We start from the raw sequence: 23,244 nt of genomic DNA on the forward strand, positions 1-23,244 counted from the left end.
GGGAGGCCGCGGGCCGGGGTTCATGTCTCGAGGTGGTTCTTCAGCGCGTCGAGCGCGCCGTCCCAGTCGCGGGCGAGTGCGGCCAGGAACTGCTGCGCCACCCGCATCGGCGCCGATCGGAGCCGGTACCGTACGCGGCGCCGCTCCCCCGGCTCGGCCGTCACCAGGCCGGCGTCGGACAGCAGGGTCAGGTGCTTGGCGATCGCCTGCCTCGTGATGGGCAGGCGAGCGGCCAGATCCGTGGCCGTGACCGGCCCCCTGGCGGCGAGTTCGGCCAGGATGGCGCGCCGGGTCGGGTCGGCCAGTGCGACGAATACCTGCTCGGCGATCGCTTCGTTGTCAGGCGGCATCGAGGTGGTCGGCCAGTTCCCCGAGTTCGCTCGCCCATCCCTGGGTGTGGGCGTCGTACTCCTTGCCATGGACGTCGTCCGGGAGCTGGGCGAACCCGGTCTCGACCACGGTCAGCCGGGTGCCCGCGCCGGCCGGTTCGAGGGTGAACTCCACGTAGGTACGGCGCGGGTCGTCCTCGGGCAGCCCGAGGTTCTGCCAGGTGAACCCGAACACCGTCGGCTCCTCGACCCGTTCGACCCGCATGTCGACGGCATGGCCCTCGGACCAGGTCACCCGGCCCGCCCCGCCTGGACGCAGGTCGATCGTCGCCTGGTCGCCGAACCAGGCGGCGAGTCCCTCCGCCGTGGTGAGCGCCGTCCACACCCTGCTCGGCGGGGCGGCGACCTCCACGGTCCGTTCGATGCGATCGGGAAAAGCCACGAGGACCTCCGCAGGGTTGGCAACCGTCTGGTTGCGAGACTATGGCAACCAGACGGTTGCATCAACCCGTTCGGGCCGAACCGGTGCCGATCCCATGCCTTCGCCGGAGCGGACCGGCAGGCACCGGTCCGTGCCCGGCCGCGCCGCGAACCCTCCCTGGCGTGCATGGACCGTGATCGAGCGGGCATCAAGGGGCCGTCAACGATCAGGGTCGGTCGCGCTGTCGTCGGGGTTGGAGTGGTCAGGGTGGGTTGCCTGTTCAGGGTGGGCGGAGAGACCGTCTGGGCCCCGTCGGCGGAGGCCGGCCGGCTGTACGTTGGGATGACGAAGTGCCTCGCGGCGGGCGGAGGCCGGGCGACCGGCGTCAGGACGGTCGCCGAGGACGTGTTCGAGATCGACCCGCAGCCGTTCGACACCCTGGTCGAGGTGGCCTACAAGGAGTACTTCGCCTCGACCAACCGGGTGTACCGCAGCCAACTCCACGGCTGGCTGCTCACGTCACTCGTCCTGCTGGCGCGGGCGGGCGTCACGGTGACCCCGTCCACCGACGAGGAGCGCGAGTTCGTCGAGCACATCTGCGAACACGCGAAGGCGATGCCCTCCTAGACCCCGCGCTCACTTCGCGATACGAACGCTCCGCACCATCTTGTCCATGTCGGCGTCGCCGAGCGCGCCGGGCCGGCCGGTGTGGACGTACAGAACCCAGGACAGCGAGCCGCCGCTCTTGAGCGGAATGATGACGATGCGGATGGTCGTGCCCGTCGACCCGCAGTTCCTGGGGTCCGGGGCGTGGCTGACGCGCGCCGCCGCGACGGTGACGGTGCCGGCCGCACCGCCGACGGTGCGGCTGGGCGTCCCGGCTACGTCTCAGGAGACGGTGGTCAGGTGGTGCCGTACCAGACGGTCGGAGAGCAGTACTGGGCCACGCAGAGCTGGAAGTAAATCGTCTTGTGTTCCTTCATGTTGTATTTGGCGTGGTAGACGCCGACCAGGGTGGACCAGTCCTTGCGGTGGATCGTCTCGCTGCCCTTGTACCGCCACAACAGGTGAACGGTCCCGCTGACGTGCAGGTTCTCGTTGTAGTAGACGTCGAACTTGTCACCCTTGGGGTGGAACACGACCCCGGCGGCGTTCGAGTATCCCTGGGCGCTGACGCGGGTCCAGTTTCGGTGTGAACTCGCGGCGTTCGCGGCGGTGGCCCCCAGAGTCATGCTTCCGAGCGTGAGCGCAGCAGTCGCCCCGAGCGCTGCCAGTGAGGTCTTCAGCGTTGGCACTGTCCTACCTCCTCCGATGTGGCCCCCGTTTGACCACATCTTTGATAAGCAGCGGACATTAGCATTTTTGGCGTTGTTTTCCGGCGCTTTCCGGCGAGTGGCCGGACCAGGACGGGGTGATGCGGTACGGCTACCAGGCGGCGCGTTGCCAGCGATTCTCCGCAGCGCGGGTGAGGATGTGGCGGGTGGCGTCGGTGATCGCGATCGCGATGACCTCGCCGTAGCTGAGCAGCAGGTGCTGTCCGGTGCGGTCGAACGACAGGCGTACCTCGTCCGGGTCGTCCCACGAGCAGGGGCGCCGCCAGAGCACGCGAAGCGGACCGCCGCCGACCGGCAGCACCGCGACGTTGAAGGTGGCGCCCCCGTCGCCGGTGTACGCGAGGGCCAGCCGGGAGCCGTCCGCCGAGATCTCGGCGGCGCGGAGCTGATGGATGCCGTGGTCACCGTCCTCGACGAGCAGGACGCCCGAGGACGGGGTGCGCGACCGGACGACGCGACGGTGCTGCGTGCGGCCGGTGGCTCCGACGGTGAGGATCGCGAGGTCGCGGTCCGGACCGGCCGAGATGCCGAGCACGTGGGCGGCCGGGTCGAGCGGCCAGACGCGGACCGGGCCGTCGCCGGACGCGGGCGCGACCAGGAGGTACTCCTCCCGTTCGGTGTCGCCGGCGTCGAGGACGAGGAAGATGTCCGCGCCGTCGGGCGAGATGGCCAGGTCGATCGCGCGACCGTGGCGGATGGGCGGGAGCGGCACCGGCCGGACGCCGCGCGCCTCCGTGATCGTGTAGAGCCTGGGCGGGGTCGCCGGGTCGTCGATGGAGTGGGTGGTCGCGGCGATCGTGTCGCCCCGGACGGCGACGGTGGCGTCCCAGGTCTCGCCCTGCGGTGGGGCGACGTGGACGGGGTGGCCGTCGGGGGCGGCGTGGTGGACGACCAACTCCTGCGGGATGGATCCGTCGGTTCGCCCGCCAATCGTCACAAAGCGCCCCATGCTCATCGGAACTCCAGCAAATAATGTTCCACCGCGCACCATGGTATTTCAAAACACCGCAATAGAGCTTCTTGAATGCCCGAAACATGGGCATTCAAGATCATCAAACTCCTGCTTGAAATCTTGATCCGCAACTCGCGAATAGCCTATGATTACCGACGGCTAACCTTGTGATTACATGGAGCGACGACGGGGAGTATGAGCCCCTGTCCGGCGTGCGATCAACAGACCCCGAGGAGGCGGTGCACCATGGATCTTGCGGACAGACTCTTATCACTGGCCGTCACCGCCACATCGCCCGATGGACGGATAAGTGCCACTTTCGGCGGCCAGGGGGAAAGAATACAACTCGCATTTCGCCCGGGTGACTACCGGCACTACTCCGGCACCTCATTGGCGCAAGAGCTCTCCCGGTTGGCGATGCGGGTCATGGCGGGATATGTGCGCGCCCAGACGAAGCTCATCGACGCGACGGTGCCGGACGTGATCCACGACGACGCCATCGAATACGGGCTCGAAGACCGTGAGTTCCGCCGGCGTCTCGCGGCGATCAGGACGGCCGCCACATCACCCGACGGGCGGATCACCGTCGTCAGTCAGGCGCTCGTCCGCTGGGACGTGCGCATCGCGGACGGCACGATCGGGCGAGTTCCCGAGGACGCGTTCACGACCGGTCTCCTCGCCGCGTTCCGGGAGGTGCTCGCTCGTCACCAAGCTGAGGTGCGAAGGCTCAAGGACGAGCACTACGGCTCGGGCATCTCCGGTACGGCGCGCCACCGGTTCGGTCCTTCCGAGCGGCGCACACCGCGGTAGACACGACGGGAAGGCGACGATCGTGGGCAACCACACGGATACGACTCTCACTCCTATGCCCGACCACGGGACGGGCGGCCGAAGCGCTCGGTCGGCACGCCGCTTCGTCGCGGTCGTCACACTGACCACGGTGGCGACCGCCTGCGCCTCTTCACCTCATCCTGAAGTTCACCGCACGCCGCGCGCGCAGCCGTCGACGCACGGACCGTCGTGCGAGGTGCGGGTCGCCGAGTCGGCGATCACGCGCCAGAACCACTACGCACTCGGCGCTCGGGACCAGCGTAACGACCTGTTTCTCGCAAGCGCGATCCTTGAGAATCCCTGCCGACGGACCGCGACCAATGCCAGGTTCGTCGTGTCGGCGTTGGACGACCAGGGACACGAGCTGATGTCCGCGGGCCGACCGGTCCAGGCTCACTTCACCATTTCGCTGATCATGCCAGGTCAGCGGGCCGGCGGCTGGACCTACTTCGACCGCCAGGAGGCACACGGTGGGGTCGCGAGCCTGAGGGTGCAGCCGGATACCGAGCCGTTCGGGGGCGAAGTCTGCTGGATCGACCCTTCCACCTCGGGCTACCAGACGGCTGCCCATGCCACCGATGTCACGGTTGGGAAGCGCGATGACAGTCCAACGCTGCTGAACGGCCAGGCGGACGTGTCCTTCAAGGTGACGTGGAGGCCCGCTGAGGTCTCTCCGGGAAGACGCGCAGCTTCGGTGATCTTTCGGGACTCGTCCGGGCGGCTGCTCGACATCAACGGCCAGAGCATCGGCCCGGATCTGAAGCTTGGTCAGCGGGTGCGGTTCGTCGCATGGGCCCCGAAGGGCGCCGATCCGGCGCGGACCGACGTCCTGCTGGATCCCGATCCGCAATCGCCCGACCTGCCGTTCTTCAGCCCGTCATCGTCATGCCTGCCGAGTTCGTGACGGCGGCATCCGGCGACCCATTACCCGATCCGGCGCACCGACATGAACCGAGGGCGCAATGACAGAATCCTTCCTGGTCGTAGAGCTCAACCACTTGTTGGCGGCCGGGAGAATCACCCTGCCGCACCTGGCTCGGACCTATGCCACGTTGAACAATCGCGTCGCCGACACCTCCGGCTATGACAACACCGCGTTCGCCCCCTGTCCCGCAGCCGGCGGGGCACAGGACCAGCTTCGCGCACCCTGGACCGCGCTGCGCAACAGGCTTCAGGATGTCCTCGGCCGGTCGGCCAAGAGCTTCGAGGCGGCAGGCGACGCCATGGTCCACGTCGCCGCCCATTACGAGGCCGCGGAAGCCGACGCCGCAGCGCAGGTCCGGAAGGCGTGGCGCGGTGGAGCGCCCGACCGCGTCCTCAGCATCGCTGACGACAAGAAGCTGCCCCCGCCGCCGCCCCGCGTGATCATGACTCATGAGTGACGGAGGAATGCGGCGTGTCATATCACCATGCTGACGAGATGAGTGCGTGCGGCCGGCAGGTGCTGGAGGCGGCGCTCAAGGCGATTCGGCACAACTACAGCGCCACCGTAGACCCGTACAGGGGACAGGCCGAGATGAACCAGGTCAACACCGAGTACGCGGGCGTCCCTCAACTGTTCGCCTCATACGGCATGACCGACCCGGCCACGTCCCAGTCGGCGGTCGATGACCTGTTCAGCGTCGCCGATAACCTCGAACCCGCGAACGCCGTGAAATTGGATCCGCGGAGCGGGGACTCCGGCAAACAGCTCCTGAGCCCGCTGCCCAAGCACACCGGAGGATGGACCGACCGCCTATCGATCGCCGATCGTACGCACGACATCGGCACCCATCTCGAGAACTGGCAGGGTGCCGCGCGCGCTCAGTTCGACCTGTTCTTCGTCAATCACATCGAGACTGCGATCCCGTTGCAGGCCGCGCTGGCCAGGTCGCTGGCGCTCATTCTGCAGGCGCATCAGGAGATTCGGGCCCGTGCGAACGCCGATGTCTGGGAGATCGGTCAGAAGACCGTTCAGGCGCTGCACGCGGAGTCGGCGATGTGCAGTTGCTCCCCCTCCACGATCACGGCGACCGTCACCGTCGGTACCGCCGCCGCCTCGGTGCTGACCGCCGGGGGTGCGCTCGCGGCGACGATGGCCGCCTTCTCATTCGCCAATGCGATCGCCAATGCCTCGATGGCGGGGTCACGCGAGGACAAGGCGAAGATCTCGGGCGGAACCCCGTTGGCGATCCTCGCCAACATGCGGACAGCGGTCGACCAGGTCAAACAGGCGATAGCCGATCAGGAGCGCGAGCTGGCCACGCTGACCAACACGCTGGCGGACAACGTCGCGAGTATCGGGGAACGCATGGAGATCCCCTCCCCGAACGACGCTCCGGGATTCCGGGCCGCCATCCGGAACCCCGACGACCCATGCGGATTCCGCCCCACGTCGAGGTGACGCGGCCGCTCGGCCTGCGGCGCCTGCGAGCCGTGGACGCCCCTCCCAGTGATCGGATCGGCGGATGGGAGCGGATCCGGGTCGGACGGGTTCCCGGCATAAATAATGGATCAACTAATTAGGTAACTGTCTTCCCCTCGGAAAGGTCAGCGAGCTATCATGGTATGCCCCCTTGATTGTGATGCCATACGAATAGTTTCCTAACCGAGGGCAGTAGTGGGAAAATCCAAGCGTAGCGGAGGCCGAAAAATAGCAAAATCACGACGAGCGTCCGATCCTTCTGGCAGGCGCACGGGAAAAAAGAAGAAGACAGGCTTCTGGGCGAGGGCATGGAAAAAGTGGCGAAGACTCGGCCTCGGATCAAAGGTAGTCACTTTTTCTGGCACAGTAGCGGCGGTCGGCGCAATCGTCGGCGCAGTATGGTCCACGGCTTCAGCCATTTATCCGTCCGCGAGCCTCAAAGACAAAATCCGCAGCATCTCCAGCTATGCCATCTCGGTGAACGTCGACCGCCTTGGCGACCTGAACGGCGAAGGAATAGATTGGGTTTTTCCTCGGCGGATCTCGTTGACGACAAGCCAAATGCATGGCATGGATTACGCATTGAACGGAGCAGCGAAAGATGGGGCCTACATACTCAATGAGGCACTTATAGGGCTCCGGATCAGCAGCCGTCGCAACGAGCAGATCATCATAACGGACGTGGCTGCGGTCGATGTCGCCCGGGTTCCGGCGGTCAATGGCACATTGATTCATCTCAATGGCGCCGGTGAAGTACTCTCAAAACTAGTCATCAGATTCGACCAGGCGCCCCCGGTGGTCGAAGCACATCGACTGCGCGCAGGAAATTACGGGATAAGTGATCTTGACGATCCACGCGCGGTCGGCGACTTGTATTCCGCGCATCCGGACATCGCCCTGAACAATGGTGACACAGCCGCAATGTCAATCGGTGTCGCTTCGGTAAGATATGCGGTCACATTTCGACTGAGAGTCACCTATGCCATCGGCGGACAGAAACAACAATCAGTGACGGTCGGCGCCGATTCAAAACCACACGGCATGCCTTTCCGAGTTACCCCGTCATGCGTCAACGGCCATCCCATCCGTTATGCCAATGCGTATTCCTGGGGCAATGAGGGAAGCGAGGCGGATCTGAGTCCGATGCCGAAGTTCCTGTTCAACGCGACCGTGGCTAATGGATGCGGAAATCTGCCTCGGCCCGTCGTCAGGCGGCCGGGGTGATGGTGACGGGGGCGGACTTGGTCTGGGGGCCGGCGGTGACCGTGACGGTCACGGTTCCGGGGCGGAGGGCGGTGAGGGTGCCGGTCTCCGGGTTCAGGACGGCGAGGACGTCGCGGCGGTGGCGGGCGGCCTTGGCCTCCTCGGGCGACGCGGTCACCAGCAGGCCCGCGCCTCCGCTCCAGGTCACGGTGGCCGGGTAGCGCAGCGGGAACTTCAGGCCGAAGCCGCTCGTCAGGCCGGTCGCGGTGACCTTCTCGGCCCCGCCCACGGGCAGCGGTCCGGGCGCCGGCAGGTCGATGCCGTCGATCAGCGGGCGGCTCTCCGCCTGCAGCCAGTCGCGGGTCCCGGGGTCCGGCAGCCCTGCGGGCACGCGACCCGGGTGCGGGTCGACGCCGATGCGCATCCAGCCGAAGAAGCCGCCCTGGTCCGGGGAGCTGTAAGGGGTCTTGCCGACCGCCGGAGTGTTCACCTCGAGCACGCCGTCCGCGCGCGTGACGGCGGCGGTGTGGGCATGGCCGCTGAACAGCGCGACCGGCTTGCCGGACTCCTCCCTGAACGTCGCCAGCCATCGCTCGACCAGCCCGGCCTCGAGCTGGTCGGTGAGCTGGGAGTCGCCGGCGCCGGACGGGTCGTGCGGCGGGTGGTGGAAGACCACGACGACGCCGGTGACCGTACGGTCGGTGGCGGCCTTGTTCAGCTCGTCCTGCAGGGCGGGGATCTGGTCCCAGTCGGAGGTGCGCAGGCTGCCGCTGTGCGAGTCGAGCAGGATGAAACGCGTCCCCTTGTGGTCGAACACCTGCCGGGTCTTGCGCCCGGTGGCGCTGACGAAGTTGTCGAGCCCGCCGTTCGACCCGAGGCCCGCCTCGTGGTTGCCGGGCACCCAGTAGACGGGCAGGCTCGCCGGGACGTGGTCCTTCAGCAGCTGCTGGGCGAACGCGAAGTCCGCCGCGCTGTCGCTGTCGACGAAGTCCCCGTTGAGCATGATGAAGTCCGGCTTGGCGGCGACGGCCTGGTCGAGGGCGGCGGCCGCCTGCTTGGCGGCGAACGAGTCGGCGCCCGCGGCGGCGCTGACGTGCAGGTCGGACATCAGGGCGTACGTCCAGCGGCCGGCGCCGACGCCGCGCTGCTCCAGGACGTACGGGTCGGAGGCGGGTGGCTCCTGTGCGTCGGGCTGCTCGCCGACCTGGGCGGCGAGGGCGTCGAACTCCAGCTCCCCGGCGTCCTTCTTGTCCTGCGCGGTCTCGACGACGTAGACGTTCAGCAGCGTGATGGGGGTGGCGAACCCGGCGGGCAGGGTGCCGGTGACGCGGCGCCAGCCGGTCCAGTCGACGCTGAGCGCGAACGTGAACGGCACGTTCGTCGTGCCCTGCGAGCGGAGGGTGGCGCGCAACCAGTGCTCCTTGCCGTCGCCCTTGACCCACAGGGCGAGGCCGCTCGCGCCGCCGGGCAGGGTGAGCGGGGCCGGCTGGACGACGGCGTACCCGGCGGAGGTGCTGGGCTGGCCGGTGAAGTCGTACGTCAGGCGCAGCGCGTGGTTGCCCGCAGGCGCGCCGGGGCGGTCGGGGGCCTCGACGGTGGTGACCTTCGCGGTGCCTCGGGCGGCGGACGCGGTCCACTTCTCGTCCGGTTCGAACTCGGCGAGGGACTTGTCGATGAGGCCGACCGCGATGGGGACCTTGGCGGTCACGCCGCGCACGGTCGCGGTGAGGGTGGTGCCGGTGCCGGTCGCGCCCGGCTTGCCGGTGACCTTCAGGTCGCCGTCGGGTTCGGCGGTGACGTCGATGGCGTCGTGGTCGTAGGAGAGGGTGACGTCGCGCGGGGCGACGGGGGCGCTGAAGCCGTCGGCGTCGTAGCCGGTCAGCCCGATGCTCGTCGCGGTGCCGGGCTGCAGCGTGACGGCGCGGCTGGTGAAGGCGAGCCGGTGCAGCGGGCCGAGGACGCGCAGGTCGTGCTCGCCGCTCGCGGCCCCGGCGTGGGCCCGCAGCCGGCCCGAGCCCGGCGCCGACGCGTGGAAGACGCCGCCGCTCACGTGCCCGAGTCGGCCGGGGACGGCGTTCCAGGAGACGTTCCGTCCGCTCACGGAGACGGCCGCGTACGTCTCGTCGTAGCCGGCCGCCGCGACGTCACGGGTCAGGCCGGGGAAGACGCGGTCGGCGCGCGGCCGTACGTCCAGGCCCTGCAGCGTGCCCGAGCCCTTGCGGCTGAACAGGCCGACGCCGTTCGGGACGGGCCGCTCGTTGCCGTCGGACGGGGTGTTGACGACGCTGACGCCGGAGTCGCCGGGGCGGCGCGCGACGGCCTCGGTGGAGCCGCCGCCGTCGAGCATGTACGCGTCGCCGGCGCCGAGGCGTGCCATCAGCCGGGCCGTGTCGTCGAAGGACAGTCCCGCCGAGAAGCTCGACGATCCGTCCACGGCGACGAGGAGCAGGCGGCGGCCGCCGTCGCTCCAGCCGATGGCGGTGCGGGGTTTGAGCGCGTCGTTGCCGGTGCTCGGCGGGAAGTCGACCGCCTCGCCCTGGTGGACGAGGACCGCGCCGCTGCCGAGCGCCGCCTTCAGCTTCGCGTCGGTCTTCGGGGCGAACGTGATGGCGGCGGTGTCGCCCGGCCGGGCGGTGGCGAGCTGCTGCGCGGCGGCGCCGCGGCCGAGGAGGACGAGGCCGTCGTCGGGCACGGGCGTGGTGGTGAGGTGGTCGCCCACCGCGGTGACCTTGCCGCCCGCGACGACGACCTCGGTGTACGGGCCGGAGTCGCGGATGAGGGTGCGCAGGCCCGGTCCCCACTGCGGGGTGAAGGCGTCGATGCCGTCGGCGGGCACGCTGGATGAGTTGAGCGCGGCGAGGGGGCGTTCGGTGCCGGCGACGGTGACGGTGCCCTGGATCGCGAGGTCGGCGAGGCGGGCGAGGCCGTCCGTGCCGATGGCCGCGACGGTCGACGGCTGGGCCGTGCCCTTGCGAATGGCGCCGTTCTGGATCTCCGGGCCGATGGCGGCGTTGGTCTCGGTGATATCGAAGTAGTCGCCGTTCACGGCGGCGACCGCGCGCTGCTCGTCGGCGGCCTGGGCGAGGGGCCGTGCCTCACTGACCTTGCGGCCGACGAGGTCGACGCCGACCGAGTGGTCGCTCAGGTCGGCGCTGAGGACGTGGACGCGCGTCCAGCCGGTACGGCCGAACGTGTCGAAGGTGGTGCGGACGATCCCCGGCGCTACGGGCTGGTCGACCCGGTCGGCCTCGACCGACTCGCCGGGCACGGCGGTCTGGTAGGAGGGCGCCGGGACGCGCGGCGGCCGCTCGGCCCAGGCCGGAACGTTCCAGCCGAGAACGCCGAGGGCGAGGGCGCCTGCGGTCAGCAGGGATCGTACGCGCATGGAGGCCTCCGTGGGGGTGCCGCAGGAGGTTAGCGCTCCGTGGCGGTGGATCACTATTACCGATCTTGACGGGTCGCCGTCGCGCAGATGAACATCTTTCGCCACGGGGTTTCTTCCCCGACAAAGATCGTGTTCCGGTACGATCCGGGAACCGGCCTTTGGAGCGATCCATCAGCGATCCCCCTATTTCAGAGACCGGCATACGACGACGTCCCGGCCTGTCCTCGGCGTGCCACCCCGCCCCTTTTCTGTGGATCCATCCCTGACGCGGCACCGTCGAAGATCGTGGCCGGTATCCGACCGGCCGTCCCCCGTCCGGCGCTGCCCGCCCTCCGAGGCCGGCCCCGGCCGCGGCGGACCGGCATGAACGTGAGGAGATCGAATGAGGTCGTTCGGCCGACGGGTGCTGCCGATGGGCTCGGTGGCGGCGCTTATCCTGGCGGGTGGCGGTCTGACGGACGCGGCGGACGCCGCGCCGGCGCCGCCGAAGCCGGGCGCGAACCTCGTCGCGCGACCCGCAACGACGGCCATGGCGCCGAAGGTGGCCGCCGCCGCGGCGGCCGCGGCTCCGACGTCGGCGAAGCTGTCCCTGAAGGGGCAGTACCAGGCCACGAACATGAACTGCGTGCCGACGTCGTCGTCGATGAGCCTGTCGACGTTCGGCGTCTCGGTGAGCCAGACCACGCTGGCTAAGCAGATGGGGACCAGCGCCACCAAGGGCACCACGGGCGCCCAGGCGCGGCCCGTGCTCAACTCCTACGTCGACCCGCTGGGCTACTCGTACGGCTTCGCGGACGCCTCGACGTCCTCGAGCCTGATGGCGAAGGTGTCCTACGACGTCGGCGTGCTCAAGCGGGCGCCCGTGCTCGGCGTGTGGATGGAGAAGCTGCCGTGGAACTCCAAGATGACCGGCAGCAAGGTCGGGCACGCGATCGTCGCGTACGGGTACGACCGTAGCGCCGGGACGATCACCGTCTTCGACCCCTGGAAGTCCACCGGCGGAACGCACACCATCGCGGCCTCCAAGCTCGCCGCGGACATGCAGCCGACCGGGATGTTCCTGGTCACCGGCCGCACCGACGTAGGGCTGTCCACCCTCGGCGACCAGACCGGCGACGGCACGGCCGACGCCGTGGCGGTCGACCAGGCCACCGGCAAGCTGTGGCTGTACCCCGGCCCGAAGTTCGCCGCGACGAGCCGGAAGCTGATCGGCAGCAGCGGCTGGAACGGCATGCGCGAGCTGACCGGCATCGGCGACCTGACCGGCGACAAGAAGGCCGACCTGATCGCGGCGCAGAAGAGCGACGGCACGCTGTGGCTCTACCCCGGCGCGACGAACGCCGTGGGCACCCGCATCAAGATCGGGAACAGCGGCTGGAGCGGCATGGCCGAGCTCACCGGCATCGGCGACATCACCGGTGACGGCCGGGCCGACCTGATCGCGGTCCAGAAGAGCGACGGCACGCTGTGGCTGTACCCGGGCGGCGTCAACAAGGTGGGCACCCGGATCAAGATCGGCAACAGCGGCTGGAACGGCATGGAGAAGCTGGCCGGCGTCACCGACATCACCGGGGACGGCAAGCCGGACCTCCTCGCGGTCCGCAAGTCGGACGGCACCCTGTGGGTCTACCCCGGCGGCGTCAAGAAGGTGGGGACGCCCAAGCAGCTCGGCTCAGGCTGGGGCGGCATCCGCTCGCTGACGCTGACCGGTGACATCACCGGAGACGGCGTCTCGGACCTCGTCGGCGTCGAGGCGAGCACCGGTGTGATGTACGTCTACGCGGGCCGCGCCACCGGGTACTCCGCCCGGCAGCAGCTCACGACCGGCTGGAACGGCTCGGCGAGCTGATCCGGGACCCGCACGTCCCCGACGGGCGCGGTGCCGCGAGGCGCCGCGCCCGCGCGCGCTCCCGGCCCCGGCCGAGGCCGCCAGGGAACAGAATGATCTTCACATTCGTTGCCTGAGTCGACAAACTTGTCAGAACACGCGTACCGAAAAGAGGGGGGACCGCGATGGGAGACGAGGAGATCCCGGTTCACGACCTTCGTACGGACCGGCCCACACCGGCCCGGATGTACGACTACTACCTTGGCGGCAAGGACAACTTCGCCGTCGACCGGAACGCGGCCGAGCAGGTCCTGTCGGCGGCCCCGGAGGTGCGCGTGCTGGCGCGGGAGAACCGCGCGTTCCTCGGCCGGGTCGTGCGCTTCCTCGCCGAGGAGGCCGGGATCCGGCAGTTCATCGACGTCGGGACCGGGCTGCCGACGCAGGGCAACGTGCACGAGGTGGCCCAGGCCGTCACGCCCGACGCCCGCGTCGTATACGTCGACAACGACCCGATCGTCCGCGCCCACGCGAAGGCGCTGCTGCCGGACAACGGCACGACGGCCGTGGTCGAGGCGGACATGCGGGACCCGGGCCCGATCCTCGACCACCCGGCGACGCGCCGTCTGATCCGGTTCGACGAGCCGGTGGCCGTGCTGTTCATGTCGGTGCTGCACTTCATCACCGACGAGGAGGACCCGTACGGGCTGGTCTCGGCGTTCCGGGACAGGTCCGTGCCGGGCAGCTACCTGGCGCTGTCCCACATCACCCCGCCGGAGCAGGGCGCCGACGGCGCGGCGTCGGCCGCCGACGTGTACAAGCAGCGCGCCACCTCACCGGCCGTCCTCCGCTCGCCGAAGGAGATCGAGGCGCTCTTCGACGGCTACGACCTGGTCGAACCCGGCCTCGTCAACCTGCCGAAGTGGCGGCCCGACGACCCCGAGGCCGTGAAGGACGCCGATTCGGTCTGGATGCTCTGCGCCGCCGGCCGCAAGCGCTGAGGGTGACCGTTCGTCCTCCGTCCCCCGCACGGGTCGTCTTCCGAACCTCGCAATGACCCTCCTCCGCCGGGACAGCGGATCACCGGTATCGACATAATGGGGTCAACGGTCGACAGGAGCTGGTCAGGAGGCTCGGCGCGTGGACTCGTCTTTCCCCATGGTCCCGACCGGCGGCGACCGGTCGCCGGCGCGCGGTGGCGGCGGCGGGCTGGACCGCTTCTCGGGGGCCACGGCCCCGTTGCACCAGGCCTCGCAGATGGGCCTGGACGGCGGCGAGAAACTCCGCCAGGAATGCTGGGAGATGATCGGCCAGCGCACCCGGGAACGCCTGATGGAGCTCGCCGGGGGCGTCATCGACTGGTACGCCCGGCGTGACGGCTCGAGCCTGGACGGCCGGCCGTACGCCGTCGTCTTCGGCGACCGGGGTCTGGCGATCGCCGAGCCGCGGATCAGCACCGAGCACCGGCCCGTCTACGCCATCTCGGCGTTCGTGTTCGAGCCCGGCTCGCTGCGGCACGTCCAGGTGGACCACCGGCCGCCGCCGCACACGCCCGCGTCCGGTCCGGCCCTCGCCTCCGGGGCGCGCTCGCCGGTCGCGCCGGTCGACGGCCTCAGCGCGGCCGACCGGGGGCTGCTCGGCAACCTCCCGCCGCGCACCCAGGAACTGCTGCAGACCCCGTTCACGTCCGGGCAGCGCGTGCTGCGCTGCAACTGGGCGTACGAGGGGTACGAGCACCAGCTGACCATGTTCATGGTCTTCCTGGCCGGGGCGCGTGACGTCACCGTCGCGTGCGGCACCAAGGTGATCCCGGCGGGCCACTCCGACGCGACCGCGCACTGGTCGCTGACGTGCTACCGGGCGTCGGTGGCGCGCCGGATCGGGAGGTGAGGTCGGCGGACTTCGCCGAGCTCGAGGGAAACGACGCGTACGACCTGCTCGGCGTCGATCCCGACGCCACGCAGGAAGAGATCCGGCAGGCGTTCCGCGCGCTGGCCAAGAAGTACCACCCGGACCTGTACCCGGATGCGCGGGCCAAGGTCATGGCCGAAGAGGTCATCCGCCTGCTGAACGCCGCCCGGGACGTCCTGCGGCACCACCGCGCCGAATACGACGCCTACCGGTCCGGCGCGGTGGAACCCGAGGAATACGACGAGTACGAGGAGTACGACGAGCCGGATGACGCCGAGGCCGTCGACGACCCGTGGGCCCGCGCGGCACCGGGCGCGGCGCCGCCCCGGGACCCCTGGGCGGAGGCCGAGACCGGCCCGGCCGCTCCCCCGGACCCCTGGGACGCCGCCGACCTCGGCCGCCCGCCGCCGCAGTACCGGCCCCCGCCGCAGTACGAGAATCCGCAGTACGAGAATCCGCCGCCCGGGGGATACGAGTACGAGCCACCGCCGCCACCGGGGTCGCCGCCACAAGAGCGGTCGCTCACGGAGAGCATCAAGCGTGCCTTGAAGATGACCTGGTGGACCGTGGTCGTGACCGCGGTCAGCGTGTGGCTGCTCGGCCACCTGTTCTCCGGGAAGGACGAGCACGGGCCCAAGACGGCCGTCCCGGCCTCATTCGCCGGCACGTGGTCGGGAACGGTGCGGGACGCGACCGAGCGGAACGGCAAGCCGGTCCGGTGGAACGCCGAGGTGACGCTGCGCGCGGGCAAGCACGACGGCAAGGTCCGCTACCTCGACGGCAAGTGCGTCGGTACCGCCGTGCCGACGTCCGTCACCCGGGACCGGCTGACGGTCAACACCGTCTTCGGGTCGGGGAAGCACGGCTGCGACGTCGGTGACCTGCACCTCGTCCCCCGCAAGGGCGGCAAGCTGGCTCTCACCTACTACGACGCGAACGGCAAGGTCACGGCGTCGGGCGTGCTCACCCGGCGCTGAACCACCGCACCACGCCCCTTGACGGAGTCGCCCTACGCCCTGATTATTAACATACTCGTTCTAAAACAAGGTGGTTATGAAGTGCCGGACGACCGGATCAGCCTGGTCTTCGCGGCGCTCGCGGACCCGACGCGGCGCGCCATCCTCACGCGGCTGACCGAAGGCGACGCGACCGTGGCCGAGCTGGCCGCGCCGTTCGACGTGTCCCAGCCGGCGATCTCCCGGCACCTCAAGGTGCTGGAGAACGCCGGGCTGATCTCGAGGACCCGCCGCGCGACGGCCCGGCTCAGCCACCTGCAGGCCGAGCCGCTCCGTGAGGTGACCACCTGGCTGGCCCGGTACCAGCGGTTCTGGGACGAGAGCCATGAGCGGCTGGACGAGTTGCTCGCGGCACTGCAGGGACGAGGACCGGACGGCCGCACCGACGCGGCCGCGAAGGAGGAGGACGACGATGGGCAAGACCGAGATCACCGCTGAGCCCGGCATCCCGCAGATCGTCACCGAGCGGGAGTTCGAGGCGCCCCGCGACCTGGTGTTCCGCGCGTACACCGACCCGGATCTGATCGTGCGCTGGCTGGGTCCCCGCGACCTGACCATGCGCTGGGACCGCCACGAGCCGCGCGACGGCGGCCGCTGGCGCTACGTCAGCGTCGACCCCGCAGGTCACGAACACGGCTTCCACGGCGTCTTCCACGGCGCGCCGTCGGTCGACGGCGGCATCGTGCAGACCTTCGAGTACGAGGGCGTGCCCGGCCACGTGGCGCTGGAGACGGTGACGTTCACCGAGGCCGACGGCCGGACGCTGGTGCGGTCGGTCTCCGGCTTCCAGTCGGTCGAGGACCGCGACGGCATGATCGCCTCCGGCGCGGAGTACGGCGTCCGTGAGTCCAGCGAGCGCCTCGAGGAGCTCCTCGCCGACCTCCAGGGCCGCTGATGCCCGGCACGGGGATGCTCGACGGAAGGAACGCCGTCGTCTACGGGGGCGGCGGGATGATCGGCGGCGCGGTCGCGCGGGCGTTCGCCCGCGAAGGAGCGCGCGTCCACCTGGTCGGGCGGACGGCGGAGCCGCTCGAGGCGGCGGCCGAGCGGATCCGCGCGGCGGGCGGCGCGGCCGAGCTCGCGGTGTTCGACGCGCTCGACGCCCGGGCCGTCGACGACCACGCCGACGCGGTCGCCTCGGCCTTCGGCGGTCTGGACGTCTCGGTCAACCTCATCTCGCACGGCGACGTCCAGGGCACCCCGCTCGCCGAGATGTCCCTGGCGGACTTCGAACGGCCGGTCGTGACGGCGATCCGCACGACGTTCCTGACCGCGCGGGCGGCGGCGCGCCACATGACGCGGCAGCGCTCGGGGGCGATCCTGCTGTTCGGCGGGTACGGCCCGCCGACGCCCCGGGTCGGCGGGCTGCAGGTCGCGTTCGGCGCGCTGGAGTCGCTGCGCGGTGCCCTCGCGTGTGAACTCGGCCCGTACGGCGTGCGCGTCGTGACCCTGCAGACCGGCGGCGTCCCCGAGACGCTGCCGGCGGGCTTCCCGGGCGACGAGGCGATCGTCGAGGCCATCGAGGCGCGCACGATGCTGGGCCGCGCGGCGACCCTCGAGGACGTGGGGAACGCCGCCGCGTTCGCCGCCTCCGACCTCGCCCGTACGATCACCGGCACGGCGATCAACATCACCTGCGGCTCCGTCCCCGGCTGAGCCGCACGCCGCGGGCCGCCCGGAGACGAGGAGCCCGCCACCGGCCGCGACCCGGCGTTCGACCGCGCCGTCGCGCTCCCGCGGCACTGGGACGACCGGCTACCAGCTGCCGCCGCCCGCGTCCATGCCGCCCGTGTCCACGCCGTCCGCGTAGTAGCCGGACACGGCGTCGTTCAGGCGGGTGTCGGGCTGCAGCAGGTCGACGGGCCGGTCGCGCTTCGGGTTCGTCAGCGGCGAATGCTTCGGCGGCGTGTAGACGTGGGTCTCGAAGATGGTCCGGAGCTCGTCGTCGGCGATGCCGGCGACTCCCCGGACCGCGACCCGCATGAGGCCCTCGGGCGCCTCGGCCAGTTCGCGGCGCAGGGACCGGATCCTCCTGATCCGGTCCCGCCGCCAGAGCCCGCTCAGGCGGGAGCCGGGGAGCAGTCCGTCGGCGTACAGCCGTCGCCCGACCTCCGTGACGGCCGGGGAGAACGTGATCAGCATCCTGGTCAGGCCGAGTACCCGGCCGACGGCCGGGATGAGGGCCAGCGCGGCCGTCTCGACCGGATGCAGGTCGCCGTCGCGCGACTCGGCGTAGACGCGGTGCCGGTCGGCCGTGATCCGGACGCGCCCGTCGGTGTGCAGGCCGACGAGCGCGACGACCGCCACGCGGTCGGGCCCGGCGAACAGGTAGGCGACGTCGTACGGGGACAGGTCGTGGTCGGGCGTCATGCGCCGTCACCTCCCGCGCGGGGCACGTGTCGTTCCCCCCGACACCCGATGGGACGCACGGCGCCCCACGCCGGTTGCCCGCACCGGGCCACCGGCCGTCGCCCGCACCGGAGCAGCGGCCGCCGGCCGAGGGGACTGCTCCTACATCTCGCGGAGGCGGGCGGCGGCGGTCTCGGGGAGGACGTCGTTGATGTACGCGCCGCCGCCGGTCTCGGCCGTCGCCAGGAACTTGAGCTTGTCGGCGGTGCGCTGCGGCGTGTAGATCCGGGCGCACAGGTGGGCCGCGTCGCGCGAGACCCGTGCCGGGGCCTGGTACCAGCAGGCCATGTACGGCGTCGCGTGCTCGTAGAGGGCGTCGAAGCGGCGCAGCACGTCGGCGTACAGGCCCATGAGCTCGTCGCGCCGCGCGGCCTCCAGGGCGGGCAGGTCCGGCACGCAGGCGCGCGGGGCGACGTACACCTCGTACGGCCAGCGGGCGGCCTCCGGCACGTACGCGAGGAAGCCGTCGGTCTCGGCCACGACGCGCGGCCCGGCGGCCTCGCGGGCGACGACGTCGCACATCAGGCACCGCCCCTGCTCGGCGCGGAACCGCTCGGCGGCGGCCAGCATCCGTCGCGGGGTCGGCGGAACGTACGGGAAGGCGTAGATCTGGCCGTGCGGGTGCGGCAGGGTCGCGCCGATCGCCGCGCCGCGGTTCTCGAAGAGGAAGACGTACTCCACGTCCGGCCGGGCGCCGAGGTCCGCCGTGCGGTCGGCCCAGGCGCGGCCGACGGTGGCCAGCCGCTCGGGCGACAGGGTGGCGAAGGACCCCTCGTGTTCGCTGGTGAAGCACAGCACCTCGCAGCGCCCGCCGGCCGGGCCGCCGAGCGAGGGGAAGCGGTTCTCGAACGACACGACGTGGTAGTCGGCGGCCGGGATCTCGCTGAGGTGGTCGCCGTGGGAGGGGCAGAGCGGGCACTCGCCGGGCGCGGGCTGGTAGGTGCGGTTCTGCCGGTGCGCGGCGATGAGGATCTCCTCGCCGTGCAGCACGTCGTAGCGCAGCTCGGCGGCGGGCGCGTACGGCGGCAGGTCCCGCCGGTCCGGTGCGGAACGGTCCAAACCGGGCTTGTCGTCGAAGTAGATGATTTCTCGTCCGTCCGCGAGCCGCACGGACGTGCGAGCGGCGGACGCGGTGACGGCGTGGGCGGACATCGTCTTCCTTTCGCGGAGACCGGGCGTACTACGCGGGAGGTCGCCCGGCGCTGCTGCGGCTGACCAGCTCGGTGGAAATGATGATCTTCTTGTCGCTGCGGCGGCCGGTCTCGATCTGCTCGAGCAGCAGGTTCACGCTGGACCGGCCCACGGCGGCGAAGTCCTGCCGGATCGTGGTGAGCGGCGGGATGAAGTACGCCGCCTCGGGGATGTCGTCGAAGCCGATGACGCTGACCTCGTCGGGCACCCGGCGGCCCGCCTCGTGCAGGGCGCGGAGCAGCCCGAGGGCGTTCTGGTCGTTGGAGGCGAACACCGCCGTGACGTCCGGGTCGGCGGCCAGCGCGAGGCCCCGGTCGTACCCGGACCCGGCGCTCCAGTCGCCCGGGATGGTCGGCGGCACCGGCGCGCCCGCCTCGGTCAGCGCGTCGTGCCAGCCCCGGGCGCGCTCGCGCGACTCCAGCCACGACATCGGGCCGGGCAGGTGGTACACCGTCCGATGGCCGAGGTCGAGGAGGTAGCGCGTCGCCGCCTTCGGGCCGGTGTACTGGTCCACCCCGACCGCCGGGACGACCGTCTCGCTCTCCATGACGACGACGGGCAGGTCGGACGGCAGGTGCTTCGTGGTCTGCGTGAGCGGCACGTGCCCGGGGATCACGATGAGCCCGTCCACGCCCTGCCCTCGCAGCCGCTCGGCCGCCGCGGAGATGGAGCGCTCGCTGGCCGACTGCAGCGCGATGACGCTGGTGAAGTAGTCGGCCTCCCGAGCGCACCGCTCGATCTCGCTGATCATCGACGCGGGCCCGAACAGGGTGGCGTCGAAGCTGACCACGCCGAGCGTCCGCGACCGGCCGGTGGCCAGGGCGCGGGCGAAGGCGTTGGGCCGGAAGTCGAGTTGGGCGGCCGCGGCCAGGACCTTGGCCCGGGTCTCCGAGCTCACCCGTGGGTGATCCTGGAAGACCCGGGACACGGTCTGGTGCGACACCCCGGCGAGCCTGGCCACATCCCGGAGGCCGGGGCGCGCCGTGACTCGCGCGTCGCCCCGCTCCTCGGGGTCTGCGGTCATGGAATCGATCCTATTGAGCGGGGCTAGCGGGCCGCGCCGGCGCGGCGCTTGGTCCAGATGTCGAACGCGACGGCGGCCAGCAGCACCAGACCCTTGATCAGCATGACCCGCTCGCTCGGCGCGCCGAGCAGCGACATGCCGTTGTTGATCACGGCCATGATCAGACCACCGGTGATGGCGCCGACCACCTTGCCGACACCGCCCTGCACCGCCGCGCCGCCGATGAACGCCGCCGCGATCGAGTCCAGCTCGAAGTTGGTGCCGGCGGTCGGACCGGCCTGGTTGAGCCGTCCGGCGAAGATGATGCCGGCCAGCGCGGCGAGCACGCCCATGTTGACGAACAGCCAGAACACCACGGACTTGGTCTTGATGCCGGACAGCCGGGCGGCCTGGAGGTTGCCGCCGAGGGCGTAGATGTGCCGGCCGAAGACCGCGCGGGTGGTGACCAGGGTGTACGCGAGGACGAGGACGGTCAGGACGACGAGCACGACCGGCATGTTCTTGAACCGCGAGAGCTGCACCATGATGAACATGACGACCAGCGCGGCGAGGGCCATCTTCACGACGAACAGCGGCAGCGCCTCGACCTTCTGGCCGTAGCCGACGCGGCCCTGGCGGGCCCGCCACTGGGTGCCCACGATGCCCACGACGGCGATCACGCCGACGATGAGGGTGAACAGGTCGCCGCCGCCCAGCGGGCCCAGGCCGACGTTGCCGAAGTAGCCGGGCAGGAAGCCGTTGGCGAGCGTGCGCACCTGGTCGGGGAACGGGCCGATGCCCTGGTTGCCCAGCACGGTCAGGGTGAGGGCGCGGAAGACGAGCATGCCGGCCAGCGTCACGATGAACGCCGGGATCTCGAAGTAGGCGATCCAGTAGCCCTGCCACGCGCCGATCACCGCGCCCGCGACCAGGGTGAGCACGACGGCGAGGGGCCAGGCGATGTGGTGGTTCACCATCAGCACGGCGGAGATCGCGCCGCAGACGGCGACGACCGAGCCGACGGACAGGTCGATGTGCCCGGCGATGATGATGAGGATCATCCCGATCGCCAGGATCAGGATGTAGGAGTTCTGCACGAGAACGTTGGACATGTTCTCCGGCGAGAGCAGGTCCCCGTGTGTGAGGATCGCGAACAGCGCGACGATCAGCGCGAACGCGACATAGATGCCGTTCTGCCGCAGGTTGACGGAGAAAATCCGGTCGGCCACGCTGCGGGACGGGGGCGGGGCCTCGCCCTGGTCCGAGCGGGCCGGTGCCACGCTGCTCATGAAACTACCTGCTCCTCGTCGTAACGGGTCATGTACTGCATCAGCCGCTCGGGCGTGGCCTCCGCGCGGGGGACCTCACCGGTGATGCGCCCGGCCGACATCGCGTAGATGCGGTCGCAGATGCCGAGCAGCTCGGGCAGCTCGGAGGAGATGACCAGAACGGCCTTGCCCTGGTCGGCCATCTCGTTGATGATCGAGTAGATCTCGTACTTCGCGCCGACGTCGATGCCGCGGGTGGGCTCGTCCAGGATCAGCACGTCCGGGTCGGTGAACAGCCACTTGGACAGCACGACCTTCTGCTGGTTCCCGCCGGACAGCTTGCCGGTGATCGCCGCGACGGTCGGCGCCTTGATGTTCATGCTCTTGCGGTAGCCCTCGGCGACGCGGGTCTCCTCGTTGTCGTTGACCCAGCCCCGCCTGGCGAGCTTGCGCAGTCCGGCCGTCGAGACGTTCCGCTTGATGTCCTCGATGAGGTTCAGGCCGTACCGCTTGCGGTCCTCGGTGGCGTACGCGATGCCGTGCCGGATGGCCTCGCGGACCGACCGGACGCGGATCTCCTTGCCTTCCTTGAAGATGCGGCCGGTGATGCCCACGCCGTAGCTGCGGCCGAACACGCTCATCGCCAGCTCCGTACGGCCGGCGCCCATCAGCCCGGCCAGGCCGACGATCTCGCCGCGCCGCAGCGTGAGGTTGGCTCCGGACACGACGAGGCGCTCGTGCTGCGTCGGGCTGCGCACGGTCCAGTCCTCGATCCGCAGCACCTCCTCGCCGACGTTCGACTCGTGCTCGGGGTAGCGGTGCTCGAGGTCGCGGCCGACCATGCCGGAGATGATGCGGTCCTCGGTGACGAGGTCCTTCTCCATGTCGAGGGTCTCGATCGTACGGCCGTCCCGCAGGATGGTCGTCGAGTCGGCGATCGCCTTGATCTCGTTGAGCTTGTGACTGATGATCACGCAGGTGATGCCCTGGTCGCGGAGGCCGCGCAGCAGGTCGAGCAGGTGCGCGGAGTCGGCGTCGTTCAGGGCCGCCGTCGGCTCGTCCAGGATGAGCAGCTTCACGTCCTTGGACAGCGCCTTGGCGATCTCCACGAGCTGCTGCTTGCCGACCCCGAGGTCCATCGCCGGGGTGACCGGGTTCTCGTCCAGGCCGACGCGGGTGAGGAGTTCGGCGGCGTCGGCGTTCGTCTTGTTCCAGTCGATGAGGCCCCGGCTGACCCGCTCGTTGCCGAGGAAGATGTTCTCGGCGATCGACAGGTAGGGGCTGAGCGCCAGCTCCTGGTGGATGATGACGATGCCGTGCTTCTCGCTGTCGCGGATGCCGGAGAAGCGGCACGGCTCGCCGTCGAACTGGATCTCGCCCTCGTACGAGCCGTGCGGGTAGACCCCGGACAGCACCTTCATCAAGGTGGACTTGCCCGCGCCGTTCTCACCGCAGATCGCGTGGATCTCGCCGCGTCGCACCACCAGGTTCACGTCCTGCAGCGCCTTGACGCCGGGGAACGTCTTGGTGATCCCGCTCATCCGCAGAATCGCGTCGTCGGTCATGGAACCTCCTTCGTCGGCCCCATGACCAAGGTGCTGCGCCTGTTGATTCCCTCGCTCCGCTCGGTCATGGCATGCCCTTCATGTGACGCCGGGCGGGCGGCGCCGACGAGAAGGCGGCCTACCGCTACCGGTACAGCGGCCTGCGGCTGAACCTGCACACGGGCGGCCACTATGTCCTGGTCTCCGACGGCTGGACC

23 protein-coding genes are annotated in these 23,244 nt (G+C 70.1%); 13 read left to right on the top strand and 10 right to left on the bottom strand.

The window, feature by feature from the left end:
• Positions 1–20: 20 nt before the first annotated feature.
• Together AB0L00_RS11200 and AB0L00_RS11205 are read right to left on the bottom strand one after the other, a co-directional pair.
• Positions 21–350: a metalloregulator ArsR/SmtB family transcription factor gene (locus AB0L00_RS11200; protein WP_364431488.1), complete on the bottom strand. Its 330-nt coding sequence runs from the start codon at positions 348–350 to the stop codon at positions 21–23.
• Positions 340–771, bottom strand: coding sequence for an SRPBCC domain-containing protein (locus AB0L00_RS11205; RefSeq protein ID WP_364431491.1), 432 nt, complete (start codon positions 769–771; stop codon positions 340–342). The genes AB0L00_RS11200 and AB0L00_RS11205 overlap by 11 nt, the downstream gene beginning before the upstream one ends.
• A 165-nt stretch (positions 772–936) precedes the next feature.
• On the opposite strand from AB0L00_RS11205, the gene AB0L00_RS11210 reads away from it, so the two are divergent.
• Positions 937–1,377, top strand: coding sequence for a DUF6086 family protein (locus AB0L00_RS11210; RefSeq protein WP_364431494.1), 441 nt, complete (start codon positions 937–939; stop codon positions 1,375–1,377).
• 275 nt (positions 1,378–1,652) lie between these two features.
• Here AB0L00_RS11210 and AB0L00_RS11215 read toward each other — a convergent pair whose 3' ends face one another.
• Both AB0L00_RS11215 and AB0L00_RS11220 read right to left on the bottom strand, forming a co-directional pair.
• Positions 1,653–1,982: a hypothetical protein gene (locus tag AB0L00_RS11215; protein ID WP_364431497.1), complete on the bottom strand. Its 330-nt coding sequence runs from the start codon at positions 1,980–1,982 to the stop codon at positions 1,653–1,655.
• 193 nt (positions 1,983–2,175) lie between these two features.
• On the bottom strand, positions 2,176–3,021 hold the full coding sequence (locus AB0L00_RS11220; RefSeq protein WP_364431500.1) for a hypothetical protein: 846 nt from the start codon (positions 3,019–3,021) through the stop codon (positions 2,176–2,178).
• Between the two features lie 261 nt (positions 3,022–3,282).
• Between AB0L00_RS11220 and AB0L00_RS11225 the strand changes: the two genes are divergently transcribed.
• The 5 genes from AB0L00_RS11225 to AB0L00_RS11245 all read left to right on the top strand — a co-directional run bounded on the left by AB0L00_RS11225 (position 3,283) and on the right by AB0L00_RS11245 (position 7,495).
• Positions 3,283–3,846, top strand: a complete 564-nt coding sequence (locus AB0L00_RS11225) for a hypothetical protein (RefSeq protein WP_364431502.1) — start codon at positions 3,283–3,285, stop codon at positions 3,844–3,846.
• Positions 3,847–3,901: 55 nt separating this feature from the next.
• The gene (locus AB0L00_RS11230; protein ID WP_364431505.1) at positions 3,902–4,771 is read left to right on the top strand and encodes a hypothetical protein; all 870 of its coding nucleotides are present in this window, start codon (positions 3,902–3,904) and stop codon (positions 4,769–4,771) included.
• A gap of 58 nt (positions 4,772–4,829) precedes the next feature.
• On the top strand, positions 4,830–5,249 hold the full coding sequence (locus AB0L00_RS11235) for a hypothetical protein (protein ID WP_364431508.1): 420 nt from the start codon (positions 4,830–4,832) through the stop codon (positions 5,247–5,249).
• Entirely contained in the window at positions 5,246–6,250 is a 1,005-nt protein-coding gene (locus tag AB0L00_RS11240) for a hypothetical protein (protein ID WP_364431511.1), read from the top strand. Before AB0L00_RS11235 ends, AB0L00_RS11240 begins: the two co-directional genes overlap by 4 nt.
• A 216-nt stretch (positions 6,251–6,466) precedes the next feature.
• Positions 6,467–7,495, top strand: a complete 1,029-nt coding sequence (locus tag AB0L00_RS11245; RefSeq protein WP_364431514.1) for a hypothetical protein — start codon at positions 6,467–6,469, stop codon at positions 7,493–7,495.
• On the opposite strand, the gene AB0L00_RS11250 is transcribed toward AB0L00_RS11245, so the two are convergent.
• On the bottom strand, positions 7,479–10,859 hold the full coding sequence (locus AB0L00_RS11250) for a phosphodiester glycosidase family protein (RefSeq protein WP_364431517.1): 3,381 nt from the start codon (positions 10,857–10,859) through the stop codon (positions 7,479–7,481). The two genes, AB0L00_RS11245 and AB0L00_RS11250, sit on opposite strands and share 17 nt — an antisense overlap.
• Positions 10,860–11,241: 382 nt before the next feature.
• Between AB0L00_RS11250 and AB0L00_RS11255 the strand changes: the two genes are divergently transcribed.
• The 7 genes from AB0L00_RS11255 (at position 11,242) to AB0L00_RS11285 (ending at position 17,267) form a co-directional block, all read left to right on the top strand.
• Positions 11,242–12,708, top strand: a complete 1,467-nt coding sequence (locus AB0L00_RS11255; protein ID WP_364431520.1) for an FG-GAP-like repeat-containing protein — start codon at positions 11,242–11,244, stop codon at positions 12,706–12,708.
• A gap of 164 nt (positions 12,709–12,872) precedes the next feature.
• Positions 12,873–13,685, top strand: a complete 813-nt coding sequence (locus AB0L00_RS11260; protein ID WP_364431523.1) for an SAM-dependent methyltransferase — start codon at positions 12,873–12,875, stop codon at positions 13,683–13,685.
• A gap of 139 nt (positions 13,686–13,824) precedes the next feature.
• Positions 13,825–14,574: a hypothetical protein gene (locus AB0L00_RS11265; protein ID WP_364431526.1), complete on the top strand. Its 750-nt coding sequence runs from the start codon at positions 13,825–13,827 to the stop codon at positions 14,572–14,574.
• Positions 14,571–15,572: a J domain-containing protein gene (locus AB0L00_RS11270; RefSeq protein WP_364431529.1), complete on the top strand. Its 1,002-nt coding sequence runs from the start codon at positions 14,571–14,573 to the stop codon at positions 15,570–15,572. Before AB0L00_RS11265 ends, AB0L00_RS11270 begins: the two co-directional genes overlap by 4 nt.
• An 81-nt stretch (positions 15,573–15,653) precedes the next feature.
• Complete coding sequence (locus AB0L00_RS11275; protein ID WP_345367505.1) at positions 15,654–16,049, top strand: metalloregulator ArsR/SmtB family transcription factor; 396 nt, start codon at positions 15,654–15,656, stop codon at positions 16,047–16,049.
• Positions 16,024–16,506, top strand: a complete 483-nt coding sequence (locus tag AB0L00_RS11280; RefSeq protein ID WP_364431533.1) for an SRPBCC family protein — start codon at positions 16,024–16,026, stop codon at positions 16,504–16,506. Before AB0L00_RS11275 ends, AB0L00_RS11280 begins: the two co-directional genes overlap by 26 nt.
• A complete protein-coding gene (locus tag AB0L00_RS11285) occupies positions 16,506–17,267 on the top strand; it encodes an SDR family oxidoreductase (RefSeq protein ID WP_364431536.1) in 762 nt (253 codons plus the stop codon). Before AB0L00_RS11280 ends, AB0L00_RS11285 begins: the two co-directional genes overlap by 1 nt.
• A gap of 99 nt (positions 17,268–17,366) precedes the next feature.
• Here the strand turns inward: AB0L00_RS11285 and AB0L00_RS11290 are convergent, their stop codons facing one another.
• The 5 genes from AB0L00_RS11290 to mmsA all read right to left on the bottom strand — a co-directional run bounded on the left by AB0L00_RS11290 (position 17,367) and on the right by mmsA (position 23,047).
• Positions 17,367–17,981 carry a TIGR04222 domain-containing membrane protein gene (locus tag AB0L00_RS11290; RefSeq protein WP_364431539.1) on the bottom strand — a complete coding sequence of 205 codons (615 nt, stop codon included), beginning with the start codon at positions 17,979–17,981 and terminating at the stop codon, positions 17,367–17,369.
• A 141-nt stretch (positions 17,982–18,122) separates the two neighbouring features.
• Positions 18,123–19,172, bottom strand: coding sequence for a galactose-1-phosphate uridylyltransferase (galT, locus tag AB0L00_RS11295; RefSeq protein ID WP_364431541.1), 1,050 nt, complete (start codon positions 19,170–19,172; stop codon positions 18,123–18,125).
• Positions 19,173–19,200: 28 nt separating this feature from the next.
• Positions 19,201–20,235: a LacI family DNA-binding transcriptional regulator gene (locus tag AB0L00_RS11300; RefSeq protein WP_345367495.1), complete on the bottom strand. Its 1,035-nt coding sequence runs from the start codon at positions 20,233–20,235 to the stop codon at positions 19,201–19,203.
• A 23-nt stretch (positions 20,236–20,258) separates the two neighbouring features.
• Positions 20,259–21,503 carry a multiple monosaccharide ABC transporter permease gene (gene mmsB, locus AB0L00_RS11305; protein ID WP_364431544.1) on the bottom strand — a complete coding sequence of 415 codons (1,245 nt, stop codon included), beginning with the start codon at positions 21,501–21,503 and terminating at the stop codon, positions 20,259–20,261.
• Positions 21,500–23,047 carry a multiple monosaccharide ABC transporter ATP-binding protein gene (mmsA, locus tag AB0L00_RS11310; protein ID WP_364431547.1) on the bottom strand — a complete coding sequence of 516 codons (1,548 nt, stop codon included), beginning with the start codon at positions 23,045–23,047 and terminating at the stop codon, positions 21,500–21,502. Before mmsA ends, mmsB begins: the two co-directional genes overlap by 4 nt.
• Positions 23,048–23,244: the final 197 nt, after the last annotated feature.

Origin of the sequence: Actinoallomurus sp. NPDC052308 (genome assembly GCF_040679195.1) — a bacterium.
GTDB lineage: Bacteria > Actinomycetota > Actinomycetes > Streptosporangiales > Streptosporangiaceae > Actinoallomurus > Actinoallomurus liliacearum.

Bases quoted from the DNA above. Each gene is read 5' to 3' on its own strand.
- AB0L00_RS11255 (WP_364431520.1), top strand. From the start codon at position 11,242: ATGAGGTCGTTCGGCCGACGGGTGCTGCCGATGGGCTCGGTGGCGGCG.
- AB0L00_RS11290 (WP_364431539.1), bottom strand. From the start codon at position 17,981: ATGACGCCCGACCACGACCTGTCCCCGTACGACGTCGCCTACCTGTTC.
- AB0L00_RS11235 (WP_364431508.1), top strand. From the start codon at position 4,830: ATGACAGAATCCTTCCTGGTCGTAGAGCTCAACCACTTGTTGGCGGCC.
- AB0L00_RS11230 (WP_364431505.1), top strand. From the start codon at position 3,902: ATGCCCGACCACGGGACGGGCGGCCGAAGCGCTCGGTCGGCACGCCGC.
- AB0L00_RS11225 (WP_364431502.1), top strand. From the start codon at position 3,283: ATGGATCTTGCGGACAGACTCTTATCACTGGCCGTCACCGCCACATCG.
- AB0L00_RS11280 (WP_364431533.1), top strand. From the start codon at position 16,024: ATGGGCAAGACCGAGATCACCGCTGAGCCCGGCATCCCGCAGATCGTC.
- AB0L00_RS11285 (WP_364431536.1), top strand. From the start codon at position 16,506: ATGCCCGGCACGGGGATGCTCGACGGAAGGAACGCCGTCGTCTACGGG.
- AB0L00_RS11215 (WP_364431497.1), bottom strand. From the start codon at position 1,982: ATGACTCTGGGGGCCACCGCCGCGAACGCCGCGAGTTCACACCGAAAC.
- AB0L00_RS11300 (WP_345367495.1), bottom strand. From the start codon at position 20,235: ATGACCGCAGACCCCGAGGAGCGGGGCGACGCGCGAGTCACGGCGCGC.
- mmsA (WP_364431547.1), bottom strand. From the start codon at position 23,047: ATGACCGACGACGCGATTCTGCGGATGAGCGGGATCACCAAGACGTTC.
- AB0L00_RS11250 (WP_364431517.1), bottom strand. From the start codon at position 10,859: ATGCGCGTACGATCCCTGCTGACCGCAGGCGCCCTCGCCCTCGGCGTT.
- galT (WP_364431541.1), bottom strand. From the start codon at position 19,172: ATGTCCGCCCACGCCGTCACCGCGTCCGCCGCTCGCACGTCCGTGCGG.
- AB0L00_RS11210 (WP_364431494.1), top strand. From the start codon at position 937: ATGGACCGTGATCGAGCGGGCATCAAGGGGCCGTCAACGATCAGGGTC.
- AB0L00_RS11200 (WP_364431488.1), bottom strand. From the start codon at position 350: ATGCCGCCTGACAACGAAGCGATCGCCGAGCAGGTATTCGTCGCACTG.
- AB0L00_RS11260 (WP_364431523.1), top strand. From the start codon at position 12,873: ATGGGAGACGAGGAGATCCCGGTTCACGACCTTCGTACGGACCGGCCC.
- mmsB (WP_364431544.1), bottom strand. From the start codon at position 21,503: ATGAGCAGCGTGGCACCGGCCCGCTCGGACCAGGGCGAGGCCCCGCCC.